We start from the raw sequence: 19089 nt of genomic DNA, 5'->3' as shown, positions 1-19089 counted from the left end.
TGCCGCAGGCGTGAAGCTGCCGATTATGTCAGCGGCTGCAGGCGTTCGCCGAGGCGGCCGCTGTCTACCAGTTCAAGGAACTCGTCGCCCATTCGCCGGCTTTCATCCATTGCCTTGCGCCAGTAGCGCTCGCGGCCTGCGTCGTCGCCGAGGTAGCGGTGGAAGTCCTTGCGGTCCGGCAGCTTGTTGTGCGGCAGGAGTGCCAGGTATTCCTTCGACGGCGCAAGCAGCAGCACGTCCTGCAGGCGGCCGGCGTCGCCACGGCGCCAGGGCAGGCCCTTGTCGAACCAGCCGGGGATGACCTTGTCGGTGAAGTGCGGGTAGAGCACCACGCCCTCGGGCTGATAGGGCAGGTCCAGGTGGTAGTCCAGCAGCCCGCCGTCGCGGTAGGTGCCGGGGCCGGCGCCGGGGATGTCGCGCACGCCTTCCATGACCATGGGGATGGATCCGGAGGCGAGCAGGGCGTGGCGCAGGTTGGCCAGGTCCAGGTGCAGGTAGCGCGAGGGGAAGTCCGACAGCGCCTGCAGCGGCGGTGCGCGGCGGGCGTCGTGGATGATCAGCCGCTCGAAGTGCCGGTGCAGGTGGCGGCGGCCGACGAGATTGTCGCGGATCACCGCGCCCAGGCCCAGGCCCAGGTTGGCCTTGCCGTCCTGTGCGAGGCGGCCGTGGCTCTTCACCACCACCACGTTGAGACGGTACCAGGGGTTGTCCAGCACGCTGGCGTCGTGGCCATCGAGCAGATCGTCGAGCATCTTCGCGCAGCTTTTCGAGACGTCACTGATGCTCGCGTTGCGGGCGAAACGTTGCTGGGTGTAGAGCTCGCCGAGGCGGCGGATTCCCGCGGCCGGGTCGGGCAGGCAGGCACTGGCGAAACGCCAGGAACCGATGGAGGCGCCGATCAGCGAGCGCTCGCGCGGCGCGCGCGGCAGCCATTCACCGAACAGGGCGAGGTCCAGGCCCTGAATGCCCAGCGCCTTCGGGCCACCGGCGGCGCCGGGGAGGATGCCTACATCGGCGGGGGCCAGCCCCTGTTCGCGGATGTGCTGGAGCGCGCGGCTTCCGGCCTTGAGGGTGAGGGCGGGGGTCTTGATCTGGATGGCGGTCATGCGGGCCTCGCTGTGGCAGGCCGCGATTATAGAGCCTGTACGCAGGCAGCAATGATACTTCACGGGGTGAATGATCGTTGCCGATTCAGCTTGAATTAAGTCCTTCACCTTAATCTGGAGGTAAGAAGATTCTGACGAGGTACGCTCATGAAATGGCTGCTGATCCTGACCGCGCTCTCCGCCCTGCTGCTGGGCGCAGGCGTAGCCACGGCCCACGACATCGGCCCGGACGAGGCGCTGCGCCTGCGCGATGCCGGCACCATCCGCAACTTCGAGGAGCTAAACCGCACCGCGCTGGCCAAGCATGCCGGTGGTTCGGTGTACGATAGCGAGCTCGAGCTGGAACATGGCCGCTATCTCTACAAGGTCGACCTCAAGGACGCCCAGGGCGTGAAGTGGGATGTCGAGCTGGATGCGGTCACCGGCGAAGTCCTCACCGATCACCAGGATGACTGATGAAGACCGTTCTGCCGCGCGTAGCGCTGCTCGGCCTGGCGCTTGCCGCCATTGCTGGCGTTGCGCAGGCCCATGACCTGAGCCAGGACGAAGCCCTGCGCCTGAGCAAGGAAGGGGTGATCCGCCCCTTCGAGGAAATCCTCCCCGCCGCGCTGAGTCGCTACCCCGGCTCGCGCCTGCTCGAAGCCGAGCTGGAGAAGGAGCACGACACCTATATCTACGAGGTGGAACTGCTGACCACCGAAGGCGTGGTGCGCGAACTGGAACTGGATGCCCGCGACGGCCGCATCCTCAAGGATAAGGAAGACGACTGATGCGCCTGCTGCTGGTGGAAGACCACGTACCCCTGGCCGATGAGCTGCTGGCGACCCTGACCCGCCAGGGCTATGCGGTGGACTGGCTGGCCGACGGCCGCGACGCCGCCGTACAGGGAGCCAGCGAACCGTACGACCTGGTGATCCTCGACCTCGGCCTGCCGGGTCGTCCCGGCCTGGAAGTGCTGCAGGAGTGGCGCGGCATGGGGCTTTCGATACCGGTGCTGATCCTCACCGCACGTGGCTCCTGGGCCGAGCGGATCGATGGCCTGAAGGCCGGTGCGGACGATTACCTGACCAAGCCGTTCCATCCCGAGGAGCTGTTGCTGCGCATCCAGGCGCTGCTGCGTCGCGCCCGCGGGTTGGCTAACCAGAGCCAGCTGGAAGTGGCCGGCCTGAGCCTGGACGAGTCGCGCCAGTGCGTGCAGCAGGGCGGCAAGGAGGTCGACCTGACGTCCGCCGAGTTCCGCCTGCTGCGCTACTTCATGCTGCACCCCGGCCAGCTGCTGTCGAAATCGCACCTGGCCGAGCACCTGTACGACGGCGAAAGCGAACGCGATTCCAACGTCATCGAGGTACATATCAATCATCTGCGCCGCAAGCTCGGCCGCGAAATCATCGAGACCCGCCGTGGCCAGGGTTACCGTTTCACCGGCAACGGTGTCGGCCGTTGATGTCGATCCAGCGCCGGCTCGGACTCGGGCTTGGCGTGGTACTGGTGGTGGTCGGCCTGGTGCTGGCCCAGGCGGGGCTCTGGCTGTTCGACCAGGGCTTGCGCCGTTACCTGGTGAACGGCCTGCAGGACGAGGCGGAAAGCCTGCTGGTGGGGATCACCCGCGGCCCGGCCGGGCTGCAACTGGATGGCCAGCGTGTCGATGCGGCCTATGAGCGACTGTTCTCCGGGCGCTATTTCGTGATCCGCTTCGATGACCAGACCTGGCGTTCACGCTCGCTATGGGACAACGAGCTGAAGCAGCCCTCGCACAAGGGCCTGGCCAGCAAGCTGGAAAAAGGCCCGGAGGACCAGCGCCTGCTGGTCTTCCGCGGCGATTACAAGCGCTACGGCAAGAAGCTCAGCATTGTCGTCGCGCAGGATTACACACCCGTCCTCAAGAGCTTCAACCGACTGCGCAACATCGGCCTTGGGGCCGGCGCGCTGGCGTTGCTGCTGATCCTGGTGTTCCAGAGCTTCGCCGTGCGCCGCGCGTTGCGTCCGCTGGAGCGCGTTCGCCAGCAGATCGCGCAGTTGCAGGAAGGCCAGCGCAGCCAGCTGGACCGCCAGGTGCCGCGCGAGCTGGAGCCGCTGGTGGAGCAGACTAACCACCTGTTGCAGCATACCGAGGACACGCTGCGTCGTTCGCGCAATGCGTTGGGCAATCTCGGTCACGCACTGAAGACGCCGCTGGCCGTGCTGATCAGCCTGGCCGACCGTGAGGAGCTGCGCGAGCACCCCGAGTTGCGGCGCGTGCTGCAGGAACAGCTGGAGCAGATCGAGCAGCGCCTGGCCCGCGAGTTGGGGCGCGCGCGACTGGTGGGCGAGGCGTTGCCCGGCGCCCACTTCGATTGCGATGCGGAGCTGCCCAGCCTGTGCGACATGCTCAAGCTCATCCATGGCGACCACCTCGCCATCGACTGGCAGGCGCCACCTGCTACGCGCCTGCCGTACGACCGGGAGGACCTGCTGGAGATGCTTGGCAACCTGCTGGACAACGCCTGCAAATGGGCCGATGCCCAGGTGCGCCTGACGGTTGAGAAGGGCGCTGATGCCTACCGGCTGAGCGTGGATGACGATGGCCCCGGCATTGCCGAGGACCAGCGTGACAGCGTGCTGGAGCGTGGCACGCGGCTGGATGAACAGGTGGCCGGGCATGGCCTGGGCCTGGGCATCGCGCGGGATATCGCGGCGGCCTGTGGCGGTGGCCTGACGCTGGAAAGCAGCGAGCTGGGCGGGTTGCGAGTGGTGGTGGAGCTGCCGCGCCGCACGGCCTGAACTGACGCCGGCCTTGCCGGCGGATCGCGGGCATGCCCCGCTCCTACAAGGTCCGTTATCGCTCGGCGTTCACCTGTAGGAGCGGGCCATGCCCGCGACCGATCCTGCTGCGGGGCTCAAACGCGGAACTGATCCATCAGCCCCTGCTGATGATTGGCCAGCTTGTTCAGCGACTGGCTGACCTGCGCCGATTCCTGCGCCTGGCTGGACAGCGATTCGGTCACGTCGCGGATGCCGGCGACGTTGCGGTTGATCTCCTCGGCCACCGCGCTCTGTTCCTCGGCGGCGCTGGCGATCTGCAGGTTCATGTCGGTGATCACACCCACGGCGTCGCCGATGCGCTTCAGCGCGGCCACGGCCTGCTCAACCTGGGAAACGCTGTCCTGCGCCTGACGGTGGCTGTTGCTCATCGCGCCGACCACATCGCGGGTGCCGTTCTGCAAGCCCTCGATGACCTGGCGGATTTCCTCCACCGAATCCTGGGTGCGCTTGGCGAGGTTGCGCACCTCGTCGGCGACCACCGCGAAGCCACGCCCGGCTTCACCGGCGCGGGCCGCTTCGATGGCGGCGTTGAGAGCCAGCAGGTTGGTCTGCTCGGCGATGCCGCGAATCACTTCCAGCACCGAGCCGATCTGCTCGCTGCTGGCGGCAAGGCCTTCCACCTGGCTCATGGCGCTGCTCATGTCGCTGGCCAGTTCGTCGATCAGGCGGGTGGTGTTGTCGATCACGTTGAGGCCATCACGGGTCGCGCCGTCGGCGCCACGTGCGGCATCGGCGGCCATGGCGGCGCTGTTGGCGACGTCGTGGGCGGTGGCGCTCATTTCCTGGGAAGCGGTGGCCACCTGGTCGACTTCGCGGAACTGCTGCTGCATGCCGGCGCTGGTCTGGCTGGCGATTTCTGAGGACTGGTCGGCGGTGGCGCGGGCGTCCTGCACCGAGGATTTCACGTCGCGGATGATCGGCTGCAGCTTGTCGAGGAAGCGGTTGAACCAGCCGGCCAGTTCGCCCAGTTCGTCCTTGCCGCTGTAGTCCAGGCGCCTGGTCAGGTCGCCTTCGCCGCTGGCGATGTTACGCAGCATGGCGGCGACATTGAGGATCGGACGGGTTACGCCGCGGGCGGTGAGCCACATGGCGAACAGGCCGATCAGGATGGCGATCAAACCGAAGCCGAGTTGCGAGACGGTGCCCTGCACGCGCTGGTTGTCCAGCTCGTTCTGCAACTCGATGGCCGGGCCGAGCAGGACGTTCTGCGGGACTTCCAGCAGCACGCCCCAGGGCTTGGAGCCGGGGATCGGTTGCAGCGGCTCGACCACGCGCAGCTGGTCGTCCTGGCGGAATACCTGCTCATGGTTGGCGGCGATGGCCTGCAGCAGGTCGGCGCCCTGGTTGGGGTAGACCTCCTTGAGGTTCTTGCTCAGCTTGGAGGCATCCGCGCTGTGCCCGGCGAGCAGGCCGGCGGCGCTGACGATGCTGACGCGGCCCTGGCCGTCGTACAGCTCCTGGCTGCCCTCGACGCTGATTTCCTGCAGCTTCTCCATGCTGATGTCCAGGCCCATGACGCCGATGACCTTGCCGTCCAGCTCCAGCGGGAAGGCGATGCTGGTCATCAGCATGCGCTTGTTGCCGACGTCGTCGAAGTACGGGTCGAGTACGCAGGGCTGGCCGGTGGTCTTGGGGCAGGTGAACCAGGCGTTGTAGGCGCTGCCGCTCGGGCCGGGGCTGGTGTCCTGCAGCAGCGACTCGGCCATGGCTTCGGATTCCAGGTGGCCCGGGGTGGCCTGCGACCAGTAGATGGAGAAGCGACCGGTGTCGTTGCTGCCCAGCTCGCCCTGGCCAGCGAAGAGCTTGTCCTTGCCGTCCAGTGCGTCGGGTTCGAAGGCGACGTAGAGGCCCAGCAGTTCCGGGTTGCCTTCCAGCGCAGTCTTCACCTGGCGGGTCAGGTCCTCGCGCAGGTCGTAGGCGTCGAGAAAACGCTTCTGCGCCTGGTCGCGCAGGAACAGGACCTGCCGCGAGAAGCCCTTGCCGTACTGGTAGGCATCCATGATGTAGCGCTGGATACGCATGGCCTGGACTTCGCCGCGTGATTGCAGGCGGGCCTTGGCTGCTTCATCGAGCATTTCGGTGCTCGATTGCTTGACCAGCGCGGTGCTGGTTTGCGTGCGGTAGACGGACAGGCCGGAGAGCAGCGAGACGACGCCGAGCAGACACAGCCCGGCAAGCAACGTGATCTTCCACTGGATGGAGAGACGGCGCAGCAGCATGGAGGGGAATCCTTGTTTGAACTAAGCCCTGGGATGCCCGATATATCGGCCTTTCCCGCATCTTCTTGACCCGTGACGGGGAGAAACGCCGGAAAACAGGCGATTCTGGCGTGCCGTTACGACGGGCGGCGACTTTAAGGCAAAAAACGTGCGCACTACGGTGAAAATCCCGCCCCGGTGATTTCAGAAACGTCTTGATTCGACACGGGTTTTGACACCCCGCCAGGGGTTTGGCAGAGTGCGCGCCTTTTGCCCGCGCGCAGGCAGGGCGACCCGTGAGAGGAGTGGTGAAGATGAATGCGGTGCTGATCGCCATTGGCCTGATGCTGGTGCTGAGCCTGTGTCGCGTGCATGTGGTGGTCGCATTGATCGCCGGCGCGGTGGCCGGTGGTTTGCTGGGCGGCCTGGGCATGGACGGCACGCTCAAGGCGTTCAACGAAGGCCTGGGCGCCGGTGCGACAGTGGCGCTGTCCTACGCCATGCTCGGCGCTTTTGCCGTGGCCATCGCGCGCTCCGGAATGGCGCACGCCCTGGCCGATCGCGCCCTGGCAATGCTCGGCCGGCATGAGGCGAACGGCTCCAATGGCTTCAAGTGGATGATGGTCGGCCTGCTGCTGGTGGTGGCGATCTCCTCGCAGAACATCCTGCCGATCCACATCGCCTTCATCCCGCTGCTGGTGCCGCCGCTGCTCTATGTGCTGACGCGCCTGCAGATCGACCGCCGGCTGATCGCCTGCGTCATCACCTTCGGCCTGATCACCCCCTACATGTTCCTGCCGGTGGGCTTCGGCAACATCTTCCTGAACCAGATCCTGCTGGCCAACGTGGCCCGCGCGGGCGTCGACGTGCAGGGCATCAACGTCACCCACGCCATGCTCATCCCGGCGCTGGGCATGGTCTGCGGCCTGCTGATCGCGGTGCTGTTCAGCTACCGGCGCAAGCGTGACTACGACCTGGAACGCATCGAGCAGGCCGAGCGGGTCGATACGCCGTACAGCAGGATGAGCCTGGTGGTGGCGGGGGTCGCGGTCGCGGCGGCCTTTGCCGTGCAGCTGCTGCTGGATTCGATGATCCTCGGCGCGCTGGTGGGCTTCCTGGTGTTCTCGCTGTCCGGCGTGGTGCGCTGGAAGGAAGCGGACGACCTGTTCACCGAAGGCATGAAGATGATGGCCATGATCGGCTTCATCATGATCGCCGCTCAGGGGTTCGCTGCGGTGATGACCGCCACCGGGCAGGTCGCCAGCCTGGTGGACAGCGCCGCCGGCTGGATCGGCAGCAGCAAGGCGCTGGGCGCCTTCATGATGCTGCTGGTGGGCCTGCTGGTGACCATGGGCATTGGCTCGTCCTTCTCCACGGTGCCGATCATCGCGGCGATCTTCGTGCCGCTGGCGGTGCACCTGGGTTTCAGCCCGCTGGCCATCGTCAGCATCGTGGGGACTGCGGGCGCGCTGGGCGACGCGGGCTCGCCGGCGTCGGACTCCACCCTCGGCCCGACCTCCGGCCTGAACGTGGATGGCCAGCACAACCACATCTGGGATACCGTGGTGCCGACCTTCCTGCACTACAACCTGCCACTGCTGGTATTCGGCTGGGTGGCCGCAATGGTGCTCTAGAGCGCTCGCGCGCACGGAACGCGCGCTGAAAGTTGCACTTGGCGGGGCAACTGCTGACTAATGAGCAGGTTTATCCATCCATGGACCCGCTCATGTTCGAATCGAAACTGGAATACCGGACGTTCCTCGCCCTGCTGCTGGTGGTGACGCTCGCCTTCGGCTGGATCCTGCTGCCGTTCTACGGGGCGGTCTTCTGGGGCACCATCCTGGCGATCATCTTCGCGCCGCTGCAGCGCCGCCTGCGGGTGAAACTCAACGGGCGCAACAACCTCGCCGCGCTGCTTTCCCTCGCTGTGTGCTTCCTGATCGTGATCCTGCCGGTGACCTTCATCGCCGGGGCGCTGGTGCAGGAGGGGGCGACCGTCTACCAGCGGTTGAAGTCGGGTGAGCTGAACTTCATCGCCTACTACCAGCAGGCGGTCGCCGCGCTGCCGGGCTGGGCGCACCAGTTGCTGGAGCGCTTCGACCTGGCGGACCTGTCCAGCCTGCAGGAAAAGCTCTCGGCAGGCGCGATGCAGGCCAGCCAACTGGTGGCCACCAAGGCCTTCAGCATCGGCCAGAACACCTTCGAGTTTGTCATCAGCTTCGGCATCATGCTGTACCTGCTGTTCTTCCTCCTGCGCGATGGCCCGACGCTGGGGCGTCGCATCAAGCAGGCGGTGCCGCTGAGCGTGGAGCACAAGCAACACCTGTTCGCCAAGTTCACCACGGTGATCCGCGCCACGGTGAAGGGCAACATTGCCGTCGCTGCGACCCAGGGCGCGCTGGGGGGGCTGATCTTCTGGTTCCTCGGCATCCAGGGCTCGCTGCTCTGGGGCACGCTGATGGCCTTCCTCTCGCTGCTGCCGGCGATTGGCGCGGGGCTGATCTGGGTGCCGGTGGCGGCTTACTTCCTGCTCACCGGGGCGATCTGGCAGGGCGTGGTGCTGACGCTGTTCTGCGTGGTGGTGATCGGCCTGGTGGACAACATCCTGCGCCCGATCCTGGTGGGCAAGGACACCAAGATGCCCGACTACGTGGTGCTGATCTCCACCCTCGGCGGCATGTCGCTGTTCGGCCTCAACGGCTTCGTTATCGGCCCGCTGATCGCCGCGCTGTTCATGGCCTCATGGGACCTGTTCACCGGCCGCGAAGGTGAAGCGCCCAAGCCGGTAGAATAGGGCAGGAGGGTAGGGCGAATAACCTGGTACAGGTTATCCGCCGTCGGCAATGCGGCGGATAACGCTGGCGCGTTATGCGCCCTACGAAAACTCGATACCGCCCAATAAAAAACCCCGCCGAAGCGGGGTTTTTTATTGCCTGTCGACCTTAGCCGGCGACGGCTACCAGGCCGCTGTGCTGGAGGATGTCCAGCAGCGGTTGCGGGTAGACGCCGAGGAAGAAGGCGAGCAGGGCGATGGCTACCAGCATGATGCCGCCAGCGCGCTGGGCCCAGTCCAGGGGAGCGTCGTGGCGCTTCATGTTCGGCTCGACCAGGAACATGGTCACCATGACACGCAGGTAGTAGAACAGGCCGATGGCGCTGCCCAGTACCAGGGCGCCGACCAGCCACCAGTGCTGGGACTCGACACCGGTGGCGACGATGTAGAACTTGCCGATGAAGCCGGCGGTCAGCGGGATGCCGGCCAGGGACAGCATCATCACGGTCATTACGGCGGTCAGCACCGGGCGCCGCCAGAACAGGCCGCGGTACTCGAACAGCGCGTCGGCATCGCGGCCGCTGTACGGGGTGGACATCAGGGTGACCACGCCGAAGGCGCCCAGGGTAGTGACGACATAGGTGGTCAGGTAGACGCCGACCGCTTCCACGGCCAGACCCTTGCTCGCCACCAGGGCGATCAGCAGGTAGCCGAAGTGGGCGATGGACGAGTAGCCGAGCAGGCGCTTGATGTTGCTCTGGGTCAGCGCCAGCAGGTTACCGATCAGGATCGAGGCGACAGCGATGACCGCGATGGCGTCATGCAGCAGGCCGTTGTTCAGGGCCGCCGGAGCGATCTGGAACAGGCGCAGCAGCACGGCGAACACGGCGACCTTGGCGGTGGTGGCCAGGAAGGTGGCGACCGGAGCCGGGGCGCCTTCGTAGACGTCCGGGGTCCACAGGTGGAACGGCGCCAGGGACAGTTTGAAGCCCAGGCCGACGACCATCATGCCGACGCCGATGGCCAGCAGCGGGCCGTGGCTGGTGCCTTCGGCCAGCGACGCGCCGATGGCGGAGAAGCCCAGGTTGCCGGACTCGGCGTAGAGCAGGGCCATGCCGAACAGCAGGAACGCGGAGCCGGCGGCGGACAGTACGGTGTACTTGATGCCCGCTTCCAGGGTGCGCTTGTTGAAGAAGGCGTAGGCCACCATGCCGTAGACCGGCACCGACAGCAGCTCCAGACCGATGAACAGGCCGGCCAGGTTCTGCGCGCTGACCAGTACCAGGCCGCCTGCGGTGGAGAGCAGGAGCAGCAGGTACAGTTCCTCGCGGTTGCCCGGGAAGCTTTCCATGTAGGCGTGGGCGAGAGTGGTGCAGGCCAGGGCGCCGATCAGGATCAGGGCCATGTAGAAGCAGGCGAAGTTGTCGACCACCATGAGCGGGGTGACTTCGATCGGGGTGACTTTCAGCACCGGGATGATCGACAGCAGGGCCAGGTTCAGACCGATCACCGAGAGGGTGGCGGCCATCGAGTGGTTACGCTTCCAGGCTACCGCAAGCATCACCACCACCAGGGTGGCGCTGGTGATGAGCAGTGGCAGAAGCGCGATGAAGTGTTGAATCGTAAAGGTCATTTCGCGCTTACCGTGCTGCCAGAGTGGAGAGGGCGGCACCCAGCCATTGCTGGACGCCGTGCATGGTTGCCGCGGAGGTGTCGAGGACCGGCTGCGGGTAGACGCCGAGCACGATCAGCAGCACCGCCAGGCCGAGCGCCATGGAGAGCTCGCGGAAGTTCAGACCGGCGATGGCGGTGTCGGACTTGGCCGGGCCGAAGTAGGCACGATGGATCATGATCAGCGAGTAGACCGAGCCGAACACCAGGCCGAAGGTGGCGATCACGGTGATTACCGGAACGACCTTGAAGCTGCCCAGCAGGATCAGGAACTCGCCGACGAAGTTACCGGTGCCCGGCAGACCCAGCGACGCGGTGGCGAAGAACAGGGCCACGGCCGGCAGGTACGGGATGCGCGACCACAGGCCGCCCATCTTGCGCATGTCACGGGTGTGCAGGCGCTCGTACAGCTGGCCACACAGGATGAACAGTGCGGCGGCGGAGAGGCCGTGGGCGATCATCTGCACGACGACACCCTGCAGCGCCTGGGGGCTGCCGGAGTAGATGCCGATCATCACGAAGCCCATGTGCGACACCGAGGAGTAGGCCACCAGGCGCTTGATGTCGGTCTGTGCGAACGACAGGAAGGCGCCGTAGAAGATGCCGATCAGACCCAGGGTCATGGCAATCGGGGCGAACTCGGCCGAGGCGTTGGGGAACAGCGGCAAGGCGAAGCGGATCAGGCCGTAGGCGGCGGTCTTCAGCAGGATGCCGGCCAGGTCCACGGAACCGGCGGTCGGCGCCTGGGCGTGGGCGTCCGGCAGCCAGGAGTGCACCGGTACAACCGGCATCTTCACCGCGAAGGCGACGAAGAAACCGAGCATCAGCAGCCATTCGGTGTGCGGCGGCAGCTGGGTCTTCAGCAGGTCGGCGTAGTTGAAGGTCAGCACGCCGGTGCTGTTGTAGTGCACGAACACCAGGCCCAGGATCGCCACCAGCATCACCAGGCCGCTGGCCTGGGTGAAGATGAAGAACTTGGTGGCGGCGTAGATGCGGGTCTTCTTGCCGTCGTCCGAGCTATGACCCCAGAGTGCGATGAGGAAATACATCGGCACCAGCATCATTTCCCAGAAGAAGAAGAACAGGAACAGGTCGACGGCGAGGAACACGCCGATCACACCGCCCAGGATCCACAGCAGGTTCAGGTGGAAGAAGCCGATGCGACGCTGGATCTCGTTCCACGAGCAGAGGACGGACAGCACGCCGAGCAGGCCGGTCAGCGCGACCATCAGCAGGGACAGGCCGTCCATTGCCAGGTGCACGCTGATGCCGAAGCGCGAGATCCAGGGTACCTGGAATTGCAGGGTCCATTGCGGCTCGCCACCGGGTGCCGGGGCGAGCTGGAAGTCACCGGTGTGCCACACCCACAGGCTCAGCGCCAGGGTGAGGACCATCGATCCCAGGGCGACCCAGCGGGGCAGGGTCTTGCTGGTGTACTCGGCGATCCAGCAAAGGAAGCCGCCGATGAAGGGGATCAGGATTAGCCAGGGCAGAATCATGTCGGGCTCAATCTCTTTCGTGAATTCATTAAGCCAGCAGCAGCGCGCCGAGGAGCAGCGCGGCGCCACCCACCAGGGAAGCGGCATACCAACGCAGGCGGCCGTTCTCGGTGAGGCTGAGGAGTTTGTGACCACCGCGGGCGGTGAGCGGGACCAGGACCAGGGTCTTGTCGATCGGGTCCGCGGCCAGCAGGCGGCAGATCAGCAGATAGGGTTTCACGAACAGCTTGTCGTACAGCCAGTCGAAGCCCCAGGCGTGCAGCCACCAGGTACCGAAGAAGCGGCCCGGTGCGCTCTGGGCGACGGCAGTGACGAAGCGGCGCTTGCCGAGGAACAGCAGGCCCGCCAGCAGGATACCGGCGATGGCGATGGCGCCCGAGGCGATTTCCAGGCTGTGCTTGGCTTCACCACCGGCGTGACCGGCGCTTTCCGGCAGGACGCCGGCCAACGGCGGAGTGATCAGTGCGCCGATGAAGGTGGAGAGCACGATCAGGACACCCAGCGGCAGCCAGTGGCTGACGCCATGGCCAGCGTGCGCTTCGGTCTTCGCTTCGCCGTGGAAGGCGATGAAGATCAGGCGGAAGGTGTACAGCGAGGTCATGAACGCACCGACCAGACCGGCAATCAGCAGGTTCTGGTGACCGCTGGCGAAGGCTTCCCAGAGAATCTCGTCCTTGGAGTAGAAGCCGGCGGTCAGGAAGGGCAGGGCAGACAGGGCGGCACCACCGACCACGAAGCTCGCGTAGGCCAGCGGCAGCTTCTTCCACAGACCACCCATCTTGAAGATGTTCTGCTCGTGGTGGCAGGCGACGATCACCGCACCCGAAGCAAGGAACAGCAGGGCCTTGAAGAAGGCGTGGGTCATCAGGTGGAAGATCGCGCCATCCCAGGCGCCAACGCCCAGGGCCAGGAACATGTAGCCGATCTGGCTCATGGTCGAGTAGGCGAGGATACGCTTGATGTCGGTCTGCACCAGGGCGGCGAAGCCGGCCAGGACCAGGGTCACGGCACCGATGACGCCGACCAGCTCGAGGACGTTCGGAGCCAGCTCGAACAGGCCGTGGCAGCGGGCGATCAGGTAGACGCCCGCGGTCACCATGGTAGCGGCGTGGATCAGTGCGGAGACCGGCGTCGGGCCTGCCATCGCGTCGGCCAGCCAGGTCTGCAGCGGCAGCTGGGCGGACTTGCCGACGGCGCCGCCGAGCAGCATCAGGGCAGCCAGGTTGATCCACAGGTCGCCCTTGGCGAAGTGCTGCGGAGCCAGGACCAGCAGCTCCTGGATGTTCAGCGTGCCCAGGTGCTGGAACAGGATGAACATGCCGATGGCGAAGAACACGTCACCCACGCGGGTCACGATGAAGGCCTTCAGCGCTGCGTTGCCGTTGGGTACGTGGTTGTAATAGAAACCGATCAGCAGGTAGGAGCAGAGACCCACGCCTTCCCAGCCGAAGTACATGAACAGCAGGTTATCGCCCAGCACCAGGAACAGCATGCTGGCGATGAACAGGTTGGTGTACGCGAAGAAACGCGAGTAGCCGGTTTCACCGCGCATGTACCAGGAGGCGAACAGGTGGATCAGGAAGCCAACGCCGGTGACCACGCCGAGCATGGTGACCGACAGGCCGTCCAGATACAGGGTGAAGTTGGTCTTGAAGTCGCCAACGCTCATCCATTGCCACAGCACCAGGCTGTAGGCGCCACCTTCGGGCGGGTTGCTGTGGAAGCTCCAGATCGCCCAGAAGGCGGAGAGAGCCGCCAGGCCCACGGAGCCGACACCCACCAGTGCCGAGAGATTTTCCGACCACTTGCCACGGGAGAACGAGAGCAGCAGGAAGCCGACCAGAGGGAACAGGAAAGTAAGGGGCAGCAGGTTCATCCGCGCATCTCGCTGGCAGCGTCGATATCGAGGGTATGGAAGCGGCGATACAGCTGGAGCAGGATCGCCAGGCCGATGCTGGCCTCGGCCGCAGCCAGGCTGAGCACCAGGATGAACATCACCTGGCCGTCAGGCTGGCCCCAGCGGGCGCCACCGACCACGAAGGCCAGAGCGGCGGCGTTCATCATCACTTCCAGGCTCATCAGTACGAACAGGATGTTGCGTCGTACCATCAGGCCCACCAGGCCGAAGCAGAACAGCACACCGGCGAGTGCCAGTCCGTGTTCGAGAGGGATTGCATTCATGGTGTTAGTCCTTCGCTTCGTGGCGGCCGAGGTGGTAGGCGGCGACCAGTGCTGCCAGCAGCAGCATCGAGGCCAATTCGACGACCAGCAGGTACGGGCCGAACAGGCTGATGCCCACGGCCTTGGCGTCCACGGTGGTGTGGCCGATGCCGACACCGCTCGGGGTGCGCGAGAGCATCCACAGCAGCTCGACCAGCAGCACGGCAGCCAGGGCGCCGGGGCCGATCCAGACGCCGGGCTTGAGCCACTTGCGTTCCTGTTCGGTGATGGCCGGACCGAGGTTCAGCATCATCACCACGAAGACGAACAGCACCATGATCGCGCCGGCGTAGACGATGATTTCCAGGGCGCCGGCGAACGGAGCGCCGAGGCTGAAGAAGGTCATCGATACCGCGAGCAGCGAAATGACGAGGTAGAGCAGGGCATGCACCGGATTGCTGTTGGTGATGACCCGGAAGGTTGCCAGCACGGCGACGCCGGCGGCGAAGTAGAAAGCGAATTCCACGCGACGTCTCCTTACGGCAGCAGGCTCTTGACGTTGATCGGTTCGGCCTCGTTCTGCGCGGCGCCTTTCGGCTTGCCGGCGATGGCCATGCCGGCAACGCGGTAGAAGTTGTAGTCCGGGTTCTTGCCGGGGCCGGAGATCAGCAGGTCTTCCTTCTCGTAGACCAGGTCCTGGCGCTTAAACTCGCCCATCTCGAAATCCGGGGTCAGCTGGATCGCGGTGGTCGGGCAGGCTTCTTCGCACAGGCCGCAGAAGATGCAGCGGGAGAAGTTGATGCGGAAGAACTCGGGGTACCAGCGACCGTCTTCAGCCTCGGCCTTCTGCAGGGCGATGCAGCCGACCGGGCAGGCTACTGCGCACAGGTTGCACGCTACGCAGCGCTCTTCGCCGTCGGGGTCGCGGGTGAGGACGATGCGGCCGCGGTAGCGCGGCGGCAGGTACACGGCCTCTTCCGGGTATTGCAGGGTGTCACGCTTGCGGAAGGCGTGACCGAAGATCATCACCAGGCTGCGCAGCTGGGTGTAGGTGCCGTGCACCACGTCGAAAATGTACTTGATCATGGTCCTACTCCTTACTGGCTGGCCAGCACGATAGCGCCGGTCACCAGCAGGTTGATCAGGGTCAGCGGGAGGCAGAACTTCCAGCTGAAGGCCATCACCTGGTCATAGCGCGGGCGTGGGATGGAGGCCCGCAGCAAAATGAACATCATGATGAAGAAGCCGGTTTTCAGGGCGAACCAGATGAACGGGATCTGCGGCAGGATGCCGAAGGGACCGTGCCAGCCGCCGAAGAACAGGGTCGCCAGCAGCGCGGACACCAGCACGATGCCGATGTACTCGCCGACGAAGAACATGCCCCATTTCATGCCGGCATACTCGATGTGGTAACCGTCGGCCAGTTCCTGTTCGGCTTCGGGCTGGTCGAACGGGTGACGGTGAGTCACGGCGACGCCGGCGACGAAGAAGGTCATGAAGCCGAAGAACTGCGGAATGATGAACCACACGTGCTGGGCCTGGTACTCGACGATGTCGCGCAGGCTGAACGAGCCGACCTGAGCGACGATGCCCATCAGCGACAGGGCCAGGAACACCTCGTAGGAGATGGTCTGGGCCGAGGCGCGCAAGGCACCGAGCAGGGCGAACTTGTTGTTGCTCGACCAGCCGGCGAACAGCACCGCGTACACGGTCAGGCCCGCCATGGCGAAGAAGAACAGGATGCCGATGTTCAGGTCCGCCACGCCCCAGGTCGGAGTGATCGGGATGACAGCGAAGGCCACCAGCAGCGCACCCATGGCGATCATGGGCGCGAGGGTGAAGATCATCTTGTCGGCGAACGGCGGGGTCCAGTCTTCCTTGAAGAACATCTTCAGCATGTCGGCGCCGAGCTGGAAGGCACCGAAGGGGCCGACCCGGTTCGGACCGTGGCGGTCCTGCCAGAGGCCGAGCAGACGACGCTCGACCCAGCTGAGCAGCGCGCCGCAGACGACTACGGCGAGCAGGATGACGATGGCCTTGATGACTTCGATGATGATGTCGACGACGGCGGGGGTCAGCCAGCTCATGCTCATCAAACTCATTGCGCAGCCTCCTGCAGACCTTCAGCGACGGCGCCGATGACACCGGCGGGAATGCCTTGCAGACCGATCGGCAGGGCGACCAGGCCGGCGCCGAGCTCTTCGCTCACACGCAGCGGCAGGCGCAGCTCCTGGCCCTTGACGGTCAGGCGGATGATCGCGCCTTCGTTGACGCCCAGACGGTCAGCCTCGGCCTTGGCCAGGGTGACGTAGGTCTGCGGGATGCGCTCCTGCACCGGGGCGGCTTTCGAGGAGTTCTCCTCGCTGCCGAACAGGTGATAGAAGGGCACCACCTTGAACTGGCTGGCGGCGGTGTGGAACGGCGCGGGAATCTCGCTGAACCACAGGGCTTCGCCCTTCGCTTCGATCAGGCGCACGCCCGGATCGCCGGCGCGCAGATGACCACCGACTTCGTCCTGGAACTTGTTCCAGGCCTGCGGGGAGTTCCAGCCCGGGGACCAGGCGAACGGAATCTGCTGACGCGGTTCGGCGCTGCCGGCGTAGCCTTCCATGGAGAAGGCGAACGCGGAGTCGATGTCCTGCGGCTGACGCGGCTCGCTGACATTGATGTTGGCGCGCATCGAGGTACGGCCGGAGTAGCGGTGCGGTTCGCGCGCCAGCTTCAGGCCCTTGATGCGGAATGCAGCGTTCGGCGCGGCTTCGCTGATGCCCGCCAGTTGCGGCTTGGCAGCGACGACGGCATCGATCACGTGGTCCAGCTGGGTCCAGTCGACACGCTTGCCTTCGAGGGTGCTGTGCAGGGCGTGCAGCCAGCGCCAGCCTTCGCGAACGAGGTTGTCGGCGTTGTAGTAGGTCGGATCGTAGACCTGGAAGAAGCGCTGGGCGCGGCCTTCCTGGCTGACCAGGGTGCCATCGCCTTCGGCGAAGCTGGCGGCCGGCAGCAGGACGGTGGCCTTGGCGCTGGTGGCGGTCTGCTGGTGATCGGCGACGACGACGATCTTCGCGGCGGCCAGGGCGGCGTCGACAACGGCAGCGTCGGCGCGGCGGTACAGGTCGTTCTCCAGGATCACCACGGCATCGGCGGCACCGGAGGTCAGCTGTTCCAGGGCGGCTTCGACGGAGTTACCACCGAAGAGGGCCAGGCCCAGGCTGTTGGCTTCCGGCACGACCAGGCTCAGGGAACCGTTCTTCTCGCGACTCTTCAGCGCGCTGGCGATGTTGGCCGCGGCTTCGATCAGGGCGTTGCTGCCCAGCGAGGTGCCGGAGATGACCAGCGGACGCTTGGCGGCGACCAGGGCATCGGCGATGCGCTGGGCGAGGGCGGCGGCTTCGGCGTCGAGACCGGCCACGGCCGGAGCGCTCGAGTCGATCGCGTGGGCCACGGCGAAGCCCAGGCGCGCCAGGTCTTCGGTAGCGGCGTGCACGCACTCGGCGGCGACGTCGTCCAGGCGGGTTTCATCCAGGCTGGCGATGAACAGCGGGTTCATCTCGTGCTGGGCGATGGTCTTCACCGCGGCGTCGAGCCACGGCTGGATCTTCATCGCCGCGGCCATGTCCTCGCCTTTGCCCTTCACCGACTGGCGCAGGGCCAGGGCGATACGGGCGGCGGTCTGGGTCAGGTCTTCGCCGAGCACGAATACGGCGTCGTGGTCTTCCATGTCGCGGATGGTCGGCACCGGCAGCGGGCCGTCCTGCATCACTTTCAGGACCAGCTGCAGGCGTTGCAGTTCGTCAGCGGAGATGCCGCTGTAGAAGTTCTGCGCGCCGACCAGTGCGGACAGGGCGTAGTTGCTTTCCAGGCTGGCGCGCGGCGAACCGATGCCGATGACCTTGCGACCCTTGAGCAGCGCTGCGGTCTGGTCCAGGGCGCCGTCCAGCGAGAGCTTCTGCTTGCTCAGCATCAGCTGCGGCTGGCGCGGGCGGTCTTCGCGGTTGACATAGCCGTAGCCGAAGCGGCCGCGGTCGCACAGGAAGTAGTGGTTCACCGAGCCGTTGTAGCGGTTCTCGATGCGGCGGATTTCACCGTAACGCTCGCCGGGGCTGATGTTGCAGCCGCTGGAGCAGCCATGGCAGATGCTCGGGGCGAACTGCATGTCCCACTTGCGGTTGTAGCGCTCGGAGTGGGTCTTGTCGGTGAACACGCCGGTCGGGCAGACCTCGGTCAGGTTGCCGGAGAACTCGCTCTCCAGCACACCGTCTTCGATACGGCCGAAGTAGACGTTGTCGTGCGCGCCATAGACGCCCAGGTCGGTGCCGCCAGCGTAGTCCTTGTAGTAACGGACGCAGCGGTAGCAGGCGATGCAGCGGTTCATCTCGTGGGCGATGAACGGGCCGAGTTCCTGGTTCTGGTGGGTGCGCTTGGTGAAGCGGTACCGGCGCTGGTTGTGGCCGGTCATCACCGTCATGTCCTGCAGGTGGCAGTGACCGCCTTCCTCGCAGACCGGGCAGTCGTGCGGGTGGTTGGTCATCAGCCATTCGACGACGCTGGCACGGAATGCCTTGGATTCTTCGTCTTCGATGGAAATCCAGGTGTTGTCGGTGGCGGGAGTCATGCAGGACATGACGATACGACCGCGGGTGTCGTTCTCGTCGGTGTACTGCTTGACCGCGCACTGGCGGCAGGCGCCGACGCTACCGAGCGCCGGGTGCCAGCAGAAGTAGGGGATGTCGAGACCGAGGGAGAGGCAGGCCTGCAACAGGTTGTCCGCTCCGTCGACTTCTAACGTCTTGCCGTCTACGTGGATCGTGGCCATGGGTCTAAGTCTTCGTTGGCCCGTTGTCAGCGGGCGTGGCTAATAGAAATCACGGTTTCATCGGGCC

Annotated in this window: 16 protein-coding genes; 6 read left to right on the top strand and 10 right to left on the bottom strand. The window is 65.5% G+C overall.

All coding sequences use genetic code 11. The features are described from left to right. Window positions 1-23: 23 nt before the first annotated feature. On the bottom strand, window positions 24-1106 hold the full coding sequence (locus ABKS89_RS17000) for a patatin-like phospholipase family protein (protein WP_348586204.1): 1083 nt from the start codon (window positions 1104-1106) through the stop codon (window positions 24-26). 147 nt (window positions 1107-1253) lie between these two features. On the opposite strand from ABKS89_RS17000, the gene ABKS89_RS16995 reads away from it, so the two are divergent. The 4 genes from ABKS89_RS16995 to ABKS89_RS16980 are packed head-to-tail and all read left to right on the top strand — an operon-like array spanning window position 1254 to window position 3866. Further along, window positions 1254-1562, top strand: a complete 309-nt coding sequence (locus ABKS89_RS16995) for a PepSY domain-containing protein (protein ID WP_138214296.1) — start codon at window positions 1254-1256, stop codon at window positions 1560-1562. Then, window positions 1562-1876 carry a PepSY domain-containing protein gene (locus ABKS89_RS16990; RefSeq protein WP_081520499.1) on the top strand — a complete coding sequence of 105 codons (315 nt, stop codon included), beginning with the start codon at window positions 1562-1564 and terminating at the stop codon, window positions 1874-1876. Before ABKS89_RS16995 ends, ABKS89_RS16990 begins: the two co-directional genes overlap by 1 nt. After that, complete coding sequence (locus tag ABKS89_RS16985; protein ID WP_138214295.1) at window positions 1876-2550, top strand: response regulator transcription factor; 675 nt, start codon at window positions 1876-1878, stop codon at window positions 2548-2550. The genes ABKS89_RS16990 and ABKS89_RS16985 overlap by 1 nt, the downstream gene beginning before the upstream one ends. Beyond that, a complete protein-coding gene (locus tag ABKS89_RS16980) occupies window positions 2547-3866 on the top strand; it encodes an ATP-binding protein (protein WP_171039402.1) in 1320 nt (439 codons plus the stop codon). Before ABKS89_RS16985 ends, ABKS89_RS16980 begins: the two co-directional genes overlap by 4 nt. A 116-nt stretch (window positions 3867-3982) precedes the next feature. Here ABKS89_RS16980 and ABKS89_RS16975 read toward each other — a convergent pair whose 3' ends face one another. Next, entirely contained in the window at window positions 3983-6127 is a 2145-nt protein-coding gene (locus tag ABKS89_RS16975; protein WP_348586203.1) for a methyl-accepting chemotaxis protein, read from the bottom strand. A 293-nt stretch (window positions 6128-6420) separates the two neighbouring features. Here ABKS89_RS16975 and ABKS89_RS16970 point away from each other — a divergent pair, with 293 nt between their 5' ends. Continuing rightward, window positions 6421-7740: a Na+/H+ antiporter family protein gene (locus tag ABKS89_RS16970; RefSeq protein ID WP_138215489.1), complete on the top strand. Its 1320-nt coding sequence runs from the start codon at window positions 6421-6423 to the stop codon at window positions 7738-7740. Between the two features lie 92 nt (window positions 7741-7832). Continuing rightward, a complete protein-coding gene (locus ABKS89_RS16965) occupies window positions 7833-8900 on the top strand; it encodes an AI-2E family transporter (protein WP_348586201.1) in 1068 nt (355 codons plus the stop codon). 148 nt (window positions 8901-9048) lie between these two features. Here ABKS89_RS16965 and nuoN read toward each other — a convergent pair whose 3' ends face one another. The 8 genes from nuoN to nuoG are packed head-to-tail and all read right to left on the bottom strand — an operon-like array spanning window position 9049 to window position 19022. Continuing rightward, window positions 9049-10512, bottom strand: a complete 1464-nt coding sequence (nuoN, locus tag ABKS89_RS16960) for an NADH-quinone oxidoreductase subunit NuoN (RefSeq protein WP_138215491.1) — start codon at window positions 10510-10512, stop codon at window positions 9049-9051. Between the two features lie 7 nt (window positions 10513-10519). After that, entirely contained in the window at window positions 10520-12049 is a 1530-nt protein-coding gene (nuoM, locus tag ABKS89_RS16955; protein WP_348586199.1) for an NADH-quinone oxidoreductase subunit M, read from the bottom strand. A gap of 28 nt (window positions 12050-12077) precedes the next feature. Next, complete coding sequence (gene nuoL / locus ABKS89_RS16950; protein ID WP_138215493.1) at window positions 12078-13925, bottom strand: NADH-quinone oxidoreductase subunit L; 1848 nt, start codon at window positions 13923-13925, stop codon at window positions 12078-12080. Beyond that, on the bottom strand, window positions 13922-14230 hold the full coding sequence (nuoK, locus tag ABKS89_RS16945; RefSeq protein ID WP_017517116.1) for an NADH-quinone oxidoreductase subunit NuoK: 309 nt from the start codon (window positions 14228-14230) through the stop codon (window positions 13922-13924). Before nuoK ends, nuoL begins: the two co-directional genes overlap by 4 nt. A gap of 4 nt (window positions 14231-14234) precedes the next feature. Then, window positions 14235-14735 (bottom strand): NADH-quinone oxidoreductase subunit J, encoded by a 501-nt coding sequence (gene nuoJ / locus ABKS89_RS16940; RefSeq protein WP_348586198.1) that lies wholly within the window; start codon window positions 14733-14735, stop codon window positions 14235-14237. Window positions 14736-14746: 11 nt separating this feature from the next. Next, the gene (gene nuoI / locus ABKS89_RS16935; protein ID WP_045214743.1) at window positions 14747-15295 is read right to left on the bottom strand and encodes an NADH-quinone oxidoreductase subunit NuoI; all 549 of its coding nucleotides are present in this window, start codon (window positions 15293-15295) and stop codon (window positions 14747-14749) included. Window positions 15296-15306: 11 nt separating this feature from the next. Next, entirely contained in the window at window positions 15307-16296 is a 990-nt protein-coding gene (gene nuoH, locus ABKS89_RS16930) for an NADH-quinone oxidoreductase subunit NuoH (protein WP_138215854.1), read from the bottom strand. 11 nt (window positions 16297-16307) lie between these two features. Continuing rightward, entirely contained in the window at window positions 16308-19022 is a 2715-nt protein-coding gene (gene nuoG, locus ABKS89_RS16925; protein WP_348586197.1) for an NADH-quinone oxidoreductase subunit NuoG, read from the bottom strand. Window positions 19023-19089: the final 67 nt, after the last annotated feature.

Source organism: Pseudomonas sp. LABIM340 (assembly GCF_040017195.2).
Taxonomy (GTDB): domain Bacteria; phylum Pseudomonadota; class Gammaproteobacteria; order Pseudomonadales; family Pseudomonadaceae; genus Pseudomonas.
Note: the sequence above shows the minus strand (reverse complement) of the source record. Positions and strands in the feature narration are given on the sequence as shown.

Bases quoted from the DNA above. Each gene is read 5' to 3' on its own strand.
- nuoL (WP_138215493.1), bottom strand. From the start codon at position 13,925: ATGAACCTGCTGCCCCTTACTTTCCTGTTCCCTCTGGTCGGCTTCCTG.
- ABKS89_RS16995 (WP_138214296.1), top strand. From the start codon at position 1,254: ATGAAATGGCTGCTGATCCTGACCGCGCTCTCCGCCCTGCTGCTGGGC.
- nuoK (WP_017517116.1), bottom strand. From the start codon at position 14,230: ATGAATGCAATCCCTCTCGAACACGGACTGGCACTCGCCGGTGTGCTG.
- nuoM (WP_348586199.1), bottom strand. From the start codon at position 12,049: ATGATTCTGCCCTGGCTAATCCTGATCCCCTTCATCGGCGGCTTCCTT.
- ABKS89_RS16970 (WP_138215489.1), top strand. From the start codon at position 6,421: ATGAATGCGGTGCTGATCGCCATTGGCCTGATGCTGGTGCTGAGCCTG.
- ABKS89_RS16975 (WP_348586203.1), bottom strand. From the start codon at position 6,127: ATGCTGCTGCGCCGTCTCTCCATCCAGTGGAAGATCACGTTGCTTGCC.
- nuoI (WP_045214743.1), bottom strand. From the start codon at position 15,295: ATGATCAAGTACATTTTCGACGTGGTGCACGGCACCTACACCCAGCTG.
- nuoN (WP_138215491.1), bottom strand. From the start codon at position 10,512: ATGACCTTTACGATTCAACACTTCATCGCGCTTCTGCCACTGCTCATC.
- ABKS89_RS16990 (WP_081520499.1), top strand. From the start codon at position 1,562: ATGAAGACCGTTCTGCCGCGCGTAGCGCTGCTCGGCCTGGCGCTTGCC.
- ABKS89_RS16965 (WP_348586201.1), top strand. From the start codon at position 7,833: ATGTTCGAATCGAAACTGGAATACCGGACGTTCCTCGCCCTGCTGCTG.
- ABKS89_RS16985 (WP_138214295.1), top strand. From the start codon at position 1,876: ATGCGCCTGCTGCTGGTGGAAGACCACGTACCCCTGGCCGATGAGCTG.
- ABKS89_RS17000 (WP_348586204.1), bottom strand. From the start codon at position 1,106: ATGACCGCCATCCAGATCAAGACCCCCGCCCTCACCCTCAAGGCCGGA.
- nuoG (WP_348586197.1), bottom strand. From the start codon at position 19,022: ATGGCCACGATCCACGTAGACGGCAAGACGTTAGAAGTCGACGGAGCG.
- nuoH (WP_138215854.1), bottom strand. From the start codon at position 16,296: ATGAGCTGGCTGACCCCCGCCGTCGTCGACATCATCATCGAAGTCATC.